The 12,700-nt window shown below is 31.2% G+C and carries 14 protein-coding genes and 1 other annotated feature; all 14 genes read left to right on the top strand.

All coding sequences use genetic code 11. The annotated features are described in order from the left end of the window. Positions 1–91: 91 nt before the first annotated feature. A complete protein-coding gene (locus HNR33_RS00070) occupies positions 92–1,177 on the top strand; it encodes an endonuclease/exonuclease/phosphatase family protein (protein WP_429079024.1) in 1,086 nt (361 codons plus the stop codon). A gap of 149 nt (positions 1,178–1,326) precedes the next feature. Continuing rightward, a complete protein-coding gene (gene yqfC / locus HNR33_RS00065) occupies positions 1,327–1,605 on the top strand; it encodes a sporulation protein YqfC (protein WP_429079023.1) in 279 nt (92 codons plus the stop codon). A gap of 12 nt (positions 1,606–1,617) precedes the next feature. Next, positions 1,618–2,817 carry a sporulation protein YqfD gene (yqfD, locus tag HNR33_RS00060; protein ID WP_429079022.1) on the top strand — a complete coding sequence of 400 codons (1,200 nt, stop codon included), beginning with the start codon at positions 1,618–1,620 and terminating at the stop codon, positions 2,815–2,817. A gap of 2 nt (positions 2,818–2,819) precedes the next feature. Then, the gene (locus tag HNR33_RS00055) at positions 2,820–3,794 is read left to right on the top strand and encodes a PhoH family protein (protein ID WP_429079021.1); all 975 of its coding nucleotides are present in this window, start codon (positions 2,820–2,822) and stop codon (positions 3,792–3,794) included. A 29-nt stretch (positions 3,795–3,823) separates the two neighbouring features. Then, positions 3,824–5,920, top strand: coding sequence for an HD family phosphohydrolase (locus HNR33_RS00050; protein ID WP_429079020.1), 2,097 nt, complete (start codon positions 3,824–3,826; stop codon positions 5,918–5,920). Then, positions 5,921–6,379: an rRNA maturation RNase YbeY gene (gene ybeY, locus HNR33_RS00045; protein ID WP_429079019.1), complete on the top strand. Its 459-nt coding sequence runs from the start codon at positions 5,921–5,923 to the stop codon at positions 6,377–6,379. It begins immediately after the preceding gene. Positions 6,380–6,397: 18 nt separating this feature from the next. Beyond that, positions 6,398–7,096: a diacylglycerol kinase gene (locus HNR33_RS00040; protein ID WP_429079018.1), complete on the top strand. Its 699-nt coding sequence runs from the start codon at positions 6,398–6,400 to the stop codon at positions 7,094–7,096. A gap of 14 nt (positions 7,097–7,110) precedes the next feature. After that, entirely contained in the window at positions 7,111–8,388 is a 1,278-nt protein-coding gene (locus HNR33_RS00035) for a hemolysin family protein (protein ID WP_429079017.1), read from the top strand. 32 nt (positions 8,389–8,420) lie between these two features. After that, the gene (locus tag HNR33_RS00030) at positions 8,421–9,494 is read left to right on the top strand and encodes a DUF3048 domain-containing protein (protein ID WP_429079016.1); all 1,074 of its coding nucleotides are present in this window, start codon (positions 8,421–8,423) and stop codon (positions 9,492–9,494) included. A gap of 11 nt (positions 9,495–9,505) precedes the next feature. Beyond that, entirely contained in the window at positions 9,506–9,910 is a 405-nt protein-coding gene (locus tag HNR33_RS00025) for a cytidine deaminase (RefSeq protein WP_429079015.1), read from the top strand. A 14-nt stretch (positions 9,911–9,924) separates the two neighbouring features. Next, positions 9,925–10,809: a GTPase Era gene (gene era / locus HNR33_RS00020; protein ID WP_429079545.1), complete on the top strand. Its 885-nt coding sequence runs from the start codon at positions 9,925–9,927 to the stop codon at positions 10,807–10,809. Positions 10,810–10,922: 113 nt separating this feature from the next. After that, the gene (locus tag HNR33_RS00015; protein ID WP_429079014.1) at positions 10,923–11,075 is read left to right on the top strand and encodes a YqzL family protein; all 153 of its coding nucleotides are present in this window, start codon (positions 10,923–10,925) and stop codon (positions 11,073–11,075) included. 14 nt (positions 11,076–11,089) lie between these two features. Then, positions 11,090–11,836, top strand: a complete 747-nt coding sequence (gene recO, locus HNR33_RS00010; RefSeq protein ID WP_429079013.1) for a DNA repair protein RecO — start codon at positions 11,090–11,092, stop codon at positions 11,834–11,836. 17 nt (positions 11,837–11,853) lie between these two features. Beyond that, the gene (locus tag HNR33_RS00005) at positions 11,854–12,348 is read left to right on the top strand and encodes a DUF4342 domain-containing protein (protein ID WP_429079012.1); all 495 of its coding nucleotides are present in this window, start codon (positions 11,854–11,856) and stop codon (positions 12,346–12,348) included. A gap of 49 nt (positions 12,349–12,397) precedes the next feature. Continuing rightward, positions 12,398–12,567 (top strand) — a binding site (T-box leader). The last annotated feature ends 133 nt before the right edge of the window (positions 12,568–12,700 follow it).

Genomic DNA, 12,700 nt, shown 5'->3' with positions numbered 1-12,700 from the left:
TTCTTTTATTGAGAAATAATTGTTATCCGATTCAGAGTATGCTAAAATATATTTAACAGAATTTTAAGAAAATTTAAAAGGGGGAGAGCATATGTTTAAAAAAGTAGTTTCTAGTTTCCTATTTATTATTATGTTCTTTTGTAGCTTTTCCATGTTTTCAGATGCTTTCTCTCAACCCAATATAGTATTGAAGTCTATTAGAAATAATGGAAAGATATATATACGAATACTAACTCCTACTAATGTGAAAATGGTTAACGCTTATATTAGTTCTAATGAAGGTCAGACTAAGGCAATTGTTAATAAAGATTATTATGGAGTAATTAATGAAGATGGAATAGAATATAATGAATTTGTTATATCAAATAATAATACAAATTTTACTGGAGACGACAGGATAAAAGTGATATCTGGCTATACTTCAAAGACCGAAGAGTTGGTTAGTGCAATACCTTATGACATAATTACTAAAGGATACTCTACAGAAAAAAAAGAATTAAGAGTTATGACCTTCAATATGCATCACGGTAAAGATAAGGCTGGGAATGATAGGTTTGAACTTATTAAGGAGCTTATAAAACAACATAATCCTGATATCATAGCACTACAAGAAGTTGATAAAAATGCTACAAGAACTAATTTCAGAAATCAGTTGAAAGAGCTTGGGGACAAGCTGTCTATGCATTATTATTTTGGACCAAACAGGAGTATTCTTAAAGGTGAATATGGTAATGGAATTTTGAGTAAATATCCTATAATTGATACACAGAATATTAAGCTTCAAGGCAAAGAGACAAGAGGGTTATTGAGATGTGTAGTTCTAGTAGATGATTTGAGAGTTAATGTTTTTGTGACACATCTAGGACTTGATGCTGAAGAGAGAATCAAGCAATTTAATGTAATCAAAGATTATATAGATATCTATGAAGATAATCTAATTATGGCTGGAGATTTTAATTCGTTAGCAAGTGACCCTAATATAATCTATCTTCAAAATCGGTTAAATGATACTGGAGATAAAACTATAAATAGCTATCAAAACACATTAAATGTCTTTAGAAATAATCTCAGAATAGACTATATATTTTTAAATAAAGATGTAAAAATCAAAAGATATAAGTTGGAAAAAGTGGATTATTCAGATCATTTTCCTATTTTTGTAGATATAGAAATTTAACATTTTACACGAATGATTAGTAATAAAGGAGAGTTTACTGCGCAACGCAGTACTCTCCTTTTTCATGTTGTGATGTTTCAAAATTACATATAATAAGTAATACAAAAGTTATAACAAGCATAAATTTTATATATGAAGGAGGGCTATAGGTGAAGAAGAAAGTAAATGAAATTAAGTCTAATGTTTCTGATATTCTTGAATTGCCTAAGGATATTGTGTTAGATTTGCCTAAAATAGTTATGATTGGCAATTTGCAAGTTTATATTGAAAATCATAAAGGTATAATTGAATATGGGAAACAAAGAATTAGAATAAATACCAATAGTGGGATATTAAGAATAACTGGTAAAGATATGTTTATTAGAAGCATTGTATCTGAAGAAATAGCTGTTGTAGGTGAAATAGATATGGTTGAATTTTCTGAATAAGGAGTGTTAAGCTTGCTTGTTATAAGAATATGGAATTATTTTCGTGGATATGTTATTATAAAAATTGAAGGACTTACACTTGAGAAATTTATAAATCTTTCTATCGCTAAAGATATATTTTTGTGGGATATAGTGAGACTGGACTATACTACTCTAGAAGCCAAAATAAGTATAAATGGATTTAAAGATTTAAAAGAGGTAGTTAGAAAGGTTGGTTGCAGGGTTAGTATTAAGGACAAAAGAGGATACCCTTTTGTTGTTCATAAGTTCAAGTATCGTAAGATGCTATTTTTAGGGTCTGTAGTAGCTATCGTGTTAATCTTATATCTGACTTCTTTTATATGGTCGATAGATGTAGTAGGAAATAAAAGAATAAAAAATAATGAGATTAACAAGCAGCTAGCTTTGCTAAATGTTAAGTCAGGCATAGCTAAGAGCAAGGTTGATACTGATTTGATAAAAAATGTTATATTGTCAAATATAGATGGACTTTCTTATGCGCATGCACAGATTAAAGGTACTAAGCTAATAGTTGAAGTAAAGGAGAAGGATGTACCTCCTGAGATGATTGATGATGAAACACCTTGTAATATTGTTGCAGAAAAAAAAGCTGTTATAGAAAAAATCTATGCTAAAAATGGAAAAAGCCAAGTTGAAAAAGGAGATATCGTTAAAGAAGGTCAGATTCTCATATCAGGAATAATTAAAGATGAAAGAATGGAAAATGCACTTATTGTACACTCTGATGGCAAGATACTTGGCAGGACATGGTACAGCGAAATCATTGAAGATCCTATTATCAAGTCAATAAAAGAAGAGACAGGAAGAGTTTTTACAGCAAAAGAAATAAAAATAGGGGATAAAAGACTGCAATTACTTAATGGAGATATTCCATTTACTAACTATATAGAAGATAAGAAGACAAAGAAATTGCTGAAAACAAAAGCTTTTGAGCTTCCTATTGAGATAATATCGCATATTTATAAAGAAGTGAATATAAAAAGAGTAACTCAAAATGTTGATGCTCTTAAGAAAATTACTGCTGTCAAAGGAGTACAACAGATTATGAATAAAATACCTACTGGATCTCAAGTCTTATCTAAAGATGTTAAATACAGTATAGAAGATAACGTACTGATAACTGAAATAAGAGTTGAAGTAATAGAAGAAATAGGACGAAAAGAAAAAATTCAAAGCTATTGGGAGGATTAATATTGGGAAAAGAGACGTATGAAAAAAGAATCAAAATACTTGACGGAGACTATACAAGAGAGCTGTTTGGTAATTTTGATGAAAATGTTAAACTTATTGAAAAAGAATTCAATGTTGATATAGTTTCAAGAGATGGTGAACTTAGAATAATAGGTGATGAAAATATTGTTTTTTTAGTAGAGAAACTTATTCTAAATTTGATAAATATAATAAAGAAGCAAGGAAGACTTAGTAAGCAAGAAGTGTTTTACTCTATTCAGCTTGTTCAAGAAGGACAGGAAGATAAGATGAAGGATTTATTAAATGAAGTTATATGCATAACTGCTTCAGGGAAAAGTGTCAAACCAAAGACTCTTGGCCAAAAAAGATATATTAATTCAATAAAGTGTAATGGTATTGTATTTGGCATAGGACCAGCTGGTACAGGCAAGACTTATTTAGCAATGGCAATGGCTGTAAATGCATTTAAAAATAAAGAAGTAAATAGGATAATACTTACTAGGCCTGCTGTTGAGGCTGGCGAAAGTCTTGGCTTTTTGCCTGGAGATCTTCAAGAAAAAGTAGATCCATATTTAAGACCACTTTACGATGCACTTTTTGATATACTTGGTGCTGAAACATATTCTAAATACATGGAAAGAGGATTGATTGAAGTAGCCCCCTTAGCATATATGAGAGGAAGAACTTTAGATTCTTCTTTTATTATTCTTGATGAAGCACAAAATACTACTAGTGAGCAGATGAAAATGTTTCTTACAAGACTAGGCTTTGGTTCAAAAGCAATAATTACTGGAGATATTACACAAATAGATCTTCCTAGAGGGAAAAGCTCTGGACTAAAAAAGGTAACGGAGATACTTGATGATGTTAGAGGAATAGATTTTGTGTATTTATCTAAAAAAGACGTTGTAAGGCACCAACTGGTTCAGCGCATTATTGAAGCATACGAGAAATACGAGGATAATATCAAAGAGTAATATAAAATTGACCATGTGGAGGGAATTTCATGCTCCAATTTATGAAGAAAATGGACAAACCGATAAAAGGAAAAATAGCATCTTTTTTCAGTAAGACTGTTGTAAAACAGATTATTATAGGGATTGTATTTACCATATCACTGTATTTAATTACTGTTGGTAATATTGCGCCTGAGAAAATTACTGTAAAGATAGGTGATGTTGCTCCTGATGATATAAGAGCTACAAAAGATATAATAGACGAAAATGCAACTGAAAGACTTAAACAAGAGGCTATGGATAGAGTTGAGTCAAGATATAGAGTGGATACATCAATACAAGTAAAAGTAAAGAATGAAATCAAGAAATTTTTTGAATTAACTAAAGAAATACAAAATATGGAAGAAATAACATTGGTTAAGAAAGCAGCACTACTAGAACAGCAATCTAATATAAAACTTACTGAGAATGATTATAATGCAGCAATCAGGTTATCTGATGAGTCTCTTTTGACTTTAGAAAGCAATATTTATGAGATAGTAACTCAAATAATGGGGTTTGGTATAAAAGAAGAGGAACTTGAATACGAAAAGCAGAATGTTGCTAAAAACTTTGATAATCTTGAAAACCTATCAAACGATGCAAAAACTTTAGGAATTAGTATTATCAATTTAACTATTAGGCCAAACTGGTTTCTTGATATTGAAACTACTCAACAAAAAAAGAAAGAAGCTGCAGAACAGGTTCCAGATGTAGTTATAAAAGAAGGGCAAATTATAGTTGAACAAAAGCAGATAATAGACCAGAAAGCTTTTTCTCTAATAAAAAAATCGGGGCTAATTAAAGAAGCTGAAGGCTTTGATTATAGTATAATTTTTGGAACATTAATCATAATACTTATATTTGAAATGATAATTATTGCGTATTTATATATTTTTGATAAGAAGGTTCTTTATAATTCAAAACTCTTACTTATTCTTTCTATTATAATATTATCAATAATAATTATTTCTAAAAGTATTTATGGAATTTCCGGATATCTAGTACCAATTTCTACAGCAACAATGCTGATTTCTTTACTTATTAATCCAAAGCTTGCTATACTTACTAATTTAATTTTATCTGTAATTATTGGCACAATAACCTCTAATGACTTAAACATGATTATTCCACTTTTAATTGGTGGAACAGCTGGCGTATTTGCGGTAATAAATACACACCAGCGATACAATATTTTACTTACTGGACTGCTAGTGAGTGGAATAAATATTTTAATTATAACAGCTTTTGGTTTAATTTATAACTTAGAGTTGCATGAACTCATAAGCAGGTGCATATATGGTGCATTAAACGGACTTTTTAGTGCGATACTAACTATTGGATCTCTACCATTATGGGAGAGTCTGTTTGGGATATTAACGCCTCTTAAGCTGCTAGAATTATCAAATCCCAATCAGCCATTACTAAAGAAATTATTGCTTGAAGCGCCTGGTACGTATCATCACAGTATAGTAGTTGGAAATCTTAGCGAAACTGCAGCAGAAGCTGTAGATGGCAGTCCTTTACTTGCTAGAGTAGGTGCATACTATCATGATGTAGGGAAGCTAAAAAGACCATATTTTTTCAAGGAAAATCAACTAAATGGGGAAAACCCTCATGACAAGATAAATCCAAGCTTAAGTACTTTAATAATTACTAATCATACAAAAGATGGAGTAGAATTTGCTCAGAAGTATAAATTGCCAATGCAAATTAGAGATATAATTCAACAACATCATGGCGAAACTTTAGTTGCATATTTTTATCATAAAGCATTAAACGGAGACAATGCAAATTCAGTTAAGCCAGATACTTTTAGATATGATGGACCTAAGCCACAAACTAAAGAAGCTGCTATTGTTATGCTAGCAGATTCTGTAGAAGCGGCAGTAAGAGCTATGCGTGAACCAACTAAAGGCAAAATTGAAGGTCTTGTTAGACAAATAATTAAAGATAAATTGAACGACGGACAGCTTGATGAATGTGGCCTGACATTAAAAGATTTAAGTACTATTGCTAATTCTTTTGTTAATGTATTAATGGGCATTTTTCATGAAAGAATAGAATATCCTAAACTAGATTTAGCTGAGCTTAAAGGAGGCAATTAGATGCAGATAGTAATAGAAAATTCTCAAGATAAATTCCAAATAGATGATAATATAGCCGAGTTAATCGAAAATGTTGCGATAGAATGCATGAATGTTGATAATAAATCAATAAATTATGAGGTCAGTGTTACTTTCGTAGATGATGAAGAGATAAGAATCTTAAATAATGAGTATAGAAATATTGACAGATCAACTGATGTCTTATCTTTTCCTATGGGAGAGGAGGATAATTTTAACGTTCCTTATACACCTTTATTGGGAGATATTGTGATTTCACTAGAGACAGCTCAAAGACAAGCAAGAGAATTTGGACATTCATTAGAACGAGAAATTGCTTACTTAACAGCACATAGTATGTTTCACCTTATAGGATATGATCATATTAATGAAGCAGATAAGATTGTAATGAGGGAAAAAGAAAAACTGGTGATGAAAAATCTTGGTATTTTCAAAAAATAAACAGAATAAGGTGTTTGCATGAAAGTTAGAAAACTAATTGATAGCTTTAACTATGCTGTTTCGGGGATAATATATACTTTAAAAACTCAAAGAAATATGAGAATTCATTTTATTGCAGCTTTTTTTGTTTTGTCTTTAAGTCTATTTTTTAATTTTAGTAGAATTGAGCTACTATTATTATTTTTTACTATTTCTCTAGTAATAATTGCCGAAATGATAAATACTGCAATTGAAAAATCGATAGATATTTTTACAACAAAATATCATCCATTGGCAGAGATAGCAAAGAACGTAGCTGCTGGTGCAGTTTTGATTGCAGCAGCTAATGCTGTAGTTGTTGCATATCTGCTTTTTTTTGATAGAGTTAGTCCATTTACAGAACATATCATATATAAAATCAGTAATTCGCCGATACATTTAACTTTTATAAGCATAATACTAGTAATAATTTTAACTATATCAATTAAGACTAAAACACAAACTGGTACTCCTTTTAGAGGTGGTAAAATTAGTGGACATTCTGCAATAGCATTTTCAATTGCAACAGCAATTACATTTATGGCACAAAACACTTTTCTGGCCACATTAAGCTATCTTATTGCCTTTTTGGTCGCAGAAAGTCGTGTGGAAGTTAAGATACACTCTTTTTTTGAAGTATTTACTGGCGCATTATTAGGAATACTTATTACTGTACTAGTCTTTCAGGCAATTGGGTAATTGGAGGGATAATCTTGTCTGGTGTTAATATATATATTCGATTTGGAATAGTTGCAATTCTGCTATTTTTTTCTGCATTATTTTCAAGTTCTGAAACAGCTATAACATCAATTACAATAGCAAAAATAAGGCAACTAAGAGAACATGATGAAGAGTCCGCTAATATTTTAAAGCGTGTAAAAAGAAAAACTGGAGACATATTATCTACTATTCTTATTGGTAATAATCTTGTTAATATTGCCGCTACGGCAATTTTAACTGAATTGACTGGAGTGATTTTTAAGGGGCAAAGCTCAACTTTTATTGCTACACTAACTATGACTGTGCTAATTTTAGTATTTGGGGAGATAACACCAAAATCCTATGCAGCTCAAAATCCTGTTAAAGTTGCGGTTAAAGTTGCAAGACCATTAGAACTATTATCTTTTATATTCAAACCTATTCTACTAGTTTTAACCAGCATTACAAATGCAATTATTAAGATGATGGGCGGCGAAGTATTGTCGAGCACTCCTTTTGTTACTGAAGAGGAAATTAGGTCATTAGTAGATGTTGGTGAAGAAGAAGGTATATTAAAACATCAGGAGAAAGAGATGATTGAAGGAATATTTGAGATTGATGATATAGATGTAACCGAGGTTATGGTTCCAAGGATTGATATAATAGCTATATCTGAAGATGAGGGGATGCAAGATGCTCTTGAGTTAATAATAACATATGGCCATTCAAGAATACCTGTTTTTAAAGATACAATAGATAATATAACTGGAGTAATATATGCTAAAGATTTGTTACCATTTGCATCATTTAAAGATAAAAGGATAGAAGAAAAGCCTATTACAGAGCTTATGAGAACAGCATATTACGTTCCTGAAACAAAAAAAGTTAGTCAGCTATTAAAGGAGCTTCAGCAGAAAAAGATACATATGGCTATAGTACTCGATGAATATGGCGGAACAGAGGGCCTTGTTACTATCGAAGATATTCTAGAGGAAATAGTTGGCGATATACTCGATGAATTTGATAGTGAAATAGATTTGATAGAAAAGATAAGTGAGAATACATTTTTAGTAAAAGCAGAAGTTTCATTAGAAGAAATAAATGAGATTTTTGATGTGGATTTACCTGAAGAGGACTTTGATTCATTAGGAGGATTTGTATTTAGTACTCTTGGAAGAGTTCCAGTACAAGGTGATGTAGTTACTTATGATAACTTGAAAATGGCAGTAACAAAGGTGCACAACAGAAGAATTAGAATGATTGAAGTGAAGAGCATTATTGAAAAAGAGTAGTTTATCTCAAAAATACAAAAGGGGGAAAGTCAATGTCTAAAAAATATAGTATACTATTGGCTTTTATTTTAATTATTGTAATGAGCATTACAGCATGTTCTAATAAAGAGAATAAAGGTGAAATTCCAGCAGATAACATTGTAGATAATGAAACTAAAAGTGAAGATGATATTGGTGATGAATCAACCGGCATAGAAGAAAATGAAATAAAAGATGGAGTTATCTCTCCATTTAGTGGTATTATTGTAGAAAAGAGCAAAGTGGAACGAAGACCAGTTGCAATTATGTTTGATAATCACCCAAGAGCGAGATGGCAGTCAGGATTGAGCCAAGCTGAAATTGTGTATGAATTCTTAGTTGAGGCTCCATATACTAGATATATGGGAGTATTCTTAGTTAATGAGCCTGAACTTATCGGGCCTGTTAGAAGTGCACGACCTTATTTTATAACAACGCTTCTAGAATATGATCCAATCTATGTAAGATGTGGAGGAAGTGAAGCAGCCAAAGCAGACGTTAAAAAGTATAAGATTGCTGATATAGATGGACTTTATAGCGGTGCCTTTTGGAGATATAAGAAAACAGGCAAGAAAGAGCCAAACAATCTTTATACAAGTATGGAAGCTATAAGAAAAGAGCAAAATAGATTGAAATATAAACAAGATAGCAACTTTAAAGTATTGAAATTTAACGAAAGTGATCTAGACATTGAAGGTGCTAAGGCAGAGAATATAGTGATTAACTATAATTCAGATAACACTACTAAGTATGTATATGACAGTGAAGCTAAAGTATACAATAGATATAAAGATGGAAAATTACACGTAGATGAATTTGATGAAACTCAAATAATTGCTAAAAATATAATTATTCAAGAAGCGAAGACAAAGTTATTAGATAGTGAAGGGCGACTGGATATACAGCTTGTAGGTAAAGGAAAAGGAATGTATATAACTAATGGCAAAGCAAAAAATATAACATGGAGTAAAGAATCTATTAATAGTAAAACAATATATTATGATGAAACAGGAGAAGAACTAAAACTAAATCCTGGAGTAACCTGGATTCAAGTAACTAGAATTAGTCCATCTATTGAGATAAAATAGGGGGTGATTATATGGATGCAAAACAATTAATTAAAAAAGCTCTTGAAGCTCAAGATAAAGCATATGTTCCATATTCAGGGTTTAAAGTAGGAGCTGCTTTATTGACAAAAAGCGGAAATATATATACTGGATGCAATATTGAGTCAGCTTCGTATACTCCAACTATATGTGCTGAGAGAACGGCTATATCAAAAGCTGTGTCTGAAGGAGAGCAAGATATTGAAGCTATTGCTGTTGTAGGTAATCCAGAACAATTTACCTATCCATGTGGTGTGTGTAGGCAGGTGATTAGAGAATTTGGCAGAGATGCAACGATAATTATAGCCAAGAATGAGAATGAGTATAAAATGTATAAGCTTGATGAGCTGTTACCTTATAGCTTTGGACCTGAGGATTTGGAGAAAGAAGATAAATAGGAGTGAAAACAATGATATACAAATCAGGATTTGCAACAATAATTGGGAGACCAAATGTAGGAAAGTCTACGCTACTAAACCGAATAATCGGAGAAAAGATTGCTATCATTTCAGATAAGCCACAAACAACAAGAAATAGAATTCAATGTGTTTACACTGGTGATAATGAGCAAATAGTATTTTTAGATACTCCTGGAATACATAAGCCTAAAAACAAGCTAGGGGAATATATGGTGAATGTATCAAAAGAAACACTTAATGAAGTTGATGTAATACTATGGCTTGTAGATGAAAGTACTGAAATAGGACCTGGGGATAAGTTTATAATGGAGCAAATTCAAAATATATCTACACCTAAAATATTAGTAATTAACAAAATAGATAAATTGAAAAATGAAGAAGTCACACAAATTATTGAAAATTACAGTCAGTATGACATTTTTAAAGATATAATCCCTATTTCTGCACAGGAAGGCTTAGGTGTTGATAGGCTACTCAGAGTTATAGTAGACATGCTACCAGAAGGACCGAAATATTTTCCAGAAGACATGATAACAGATCAGCCCGAAAGACAAATAGTCTCGGAAATCATCAGAGAAAAAGCATTAAACTACTTAGATGAAGAAGTGCCCCATGGTATAGCAGTTGGAATTGATATGATAAAGCAAAGAGAAAATAAAAATATTATTGATATAAATGCCACTATATATTGTGAAAGAGAATCACATAAAGGAATTATCATTGGGAAAGGCGGAAGAAAGCTTAAGGGTATAGGGAAAAGTGCAAGACTAGATATTGAAAATCTCTTAGGTAGCCAAATATTTCTTACTTTATGGGTTAAAGTAGAAAAAAACTGGAGAGAGAAAGAAAAGCTTATAAAATATTTTGGATACAGATAATGTAAAAGCACATTTTGTTCATTTTGTATTAAATAGCACAATTTGCATTGTATTAAAAATGCAATCTAGTAATAAACTAATATATAAATAGTCTATTATAGGAGGGAAATATAATGCTATTGAATGAAATGTGGCAAATATTTGAAGTTACAGGTAATGTGGATGCATATCTTTATTATAAAGAAATTGAAGAAGTAGTGATAAGTAAAGATATTAAGATAGAAGGAAATAAAATTCGTGAAGAGAAGTTACTGCAGGGATTTTAACTTGAGGTGAATAAATGTTTGTAACCACTGAAGGATTAGTATTACGTCAAACTAAATACGATGAGTCAGATAAAATACTCACAATATTTACGAAAAAAAACGGTAAGATACAGGCTATAGCAAAAGGAGCAAGAAGTCCAAAAAGCAGTTTGGTTGCTAGTACACAGGTTTTTTGCTATAGCAATTTTTTGCTGTATCAAGGTAAGAACTTTTATCATATAAATCAAGGAGAAGTGTTGAATTCTTATTATGGATTAAGAGAGGATTTGCATAAGCTTGCATATGCTACATACATGATAGAGCTTATTGATGCAGGTATATCGGAAGAAGAGTCTAATGAAAAGCTATTTGAAATGCTCGTAAAAGCGCTCAAGGTTCTTTCTGATACAAAGCAAGGATATAAAAAACTTACTTTAGCCTTTAAATTGAAATATATTAGTTTTATCGGCTATAGACCACATCTAGGAAGCTGTGTTTTATGTGGAGGACAAACTAATAATAACATAAAATTTAGTACTACTCATGGCGGTATAGTGTGTGAAAAATGCCTAAAAAATGATTTGTATGGTGATACTATAAATCGAAACACTCTATTAAAATTAGAAGAATTATTATATACACCACTAAATGATATAAATGAAGTAAAATTAGCAGATGACGAGATAAATAAAATTGAAAAAATACTAATGAAATATGTTTTTTCTCGTATTGAGAAAAGAAATTTTAAGTCGCTAGAGTTTATACATGCCCTAGAAAAATAAAAAATGGAGGTATTAGGATGGAAATTAGTCTAGAGAAAATTGATACCATAAGAGAAAGAACTGGATTAAGCTATAAGGATGCAAAAGAAATACTAGAAAAACATAATGGTAGCGTTGTTGAAGCATTAATTGATATCGAGCAAAACCAGGGGACTTGGAGTGAGAACATTTCTAGCAAAGGCGATGTAATTATTGACAAACTTAAAGAAGCACTTAGAAAAGGAAATGTAACTAAGATTACTATTAAAAAGGATGGAGAAATAATAGTAAATATTCCAGTTACTGCTGGAGTGATTGGAGCGTTATTGGCTGCTCCTATGGCAGCGTTTGGGTTGACAGCTGCAGTGTTAGCAAAATGTAGTATTGAAATAACGAAAGAAGACGGCGAAGTAGTTGATATTAATTCAATGGCAGAAAAGACAGTAGATAAAGTAAAAAAAGCTGTTAAAAGAGAAGATAGAAATGGCTCTAATTTAGATAATGATTCTGAACAAAATATTGATAATGAGTAGTATTGACAACATTAAAGTTATCTGCTAAATTATGTACTATAGTAATTATTATGTTGCAATGAGGAAGAAAGTAGCTAACCAAATCTCTACAGCGAGTTAGGAAGGGTGCAAGCCTAATGTGATTTCTTAGTGAATGGAGCTTCTGAGCACTTTAACTTAAGTGGATACCTTTTGGTATCAAATAGGGTGGAACCGCGGAAGTAACCTTTCGTCCCTATAGGGATTGAGGTTACTTTTTGATTTTCTATAGAAAATATTAGGTAATTGCGAAACTCATGATTAAAAGAGGTGTAGAAAGAACCTATAGATGTAGAAGTGAATTTTTAAATGTAAACTAATGTGTTTTATGCAA

The organism is Brassicibacter mesophilus, assembly GCF_050433385.1.
Lineage (GTDB): Bacteria > Bacillota > Clostridia > Tissierellales > Proteiniboraceae > Brassicibacter > Brassicibacter mesophilus.
Note: the sequence above shows the minus strand (reverse complement) of the source record. Positions and strands in the feature narration are given on the sequence as shown.

Excerpts from the sequence above, each read along its gene's own strand:
- HNR33_RS00070 (WP_429079024.1), top strand. The coding sequence starts at position 92 with ATGTTTAAAAAAGTAGTTTCTAGTTTCCTATTTATTATTATGTTCTTT.
- HNR33_RS00050 (WP_429079020.1), top strand. The coding sequence starts at position 3,824 with ATGCTCCAATTTATGAAGAAAATGGACAAACCGATAAAAGGAAAAATA.
- ybeY (WP_429079019.1), top strand. The coding sequence starts at position 5,921 with ATGCAGATAGTAATAGAAAATTCTCAAGATAAATTCCAAATAGATGAT.
- HNR33_RS00040 (WP_429079018.1), top strand. The coding sequence starts at position 6,398 with ATGAAAGTTAGAAAACTAATTGATAGCTTTAACTATGCTGTTTCGGGG.
- HNR33_RS00030 (WP_429079016.1), top strand. The coding sequence starts at position 8,421 with ATGTCTAAAAAATATAGTATACTATTGGCTTTTATTTTAATTATTGTA.
- HNR33_RS00025 (WP_429079015.1), top strand. The coding sequence starts at position 9,506 with ATGGATGCAAAACAATTAATTAAAAAAGCTCTTGAAGCTCAAGATAAA.
- HNR33_RS00015 (WP_429079014.1), top strand. The coding sequence starts at position 10,923 with ATGCTATTGAATGAAATGTGGCAAATATTTGAAGTTACAGGTAATGTG.
- recO (WP_429079013.1), top strand. The coding sequence starts at position 11,090 with ATGTTTGTAACCACTGAAGGATTAGTATTACGTCAAACTAAATACGAT.
- HNR33_RS00005 (WP_429079012.1), top strand. The coding sequence starts at position 11,854 with ATGGAAATTAGTCTAGAGAAAATTGATACCATAAGAGAAAGAACTGGA.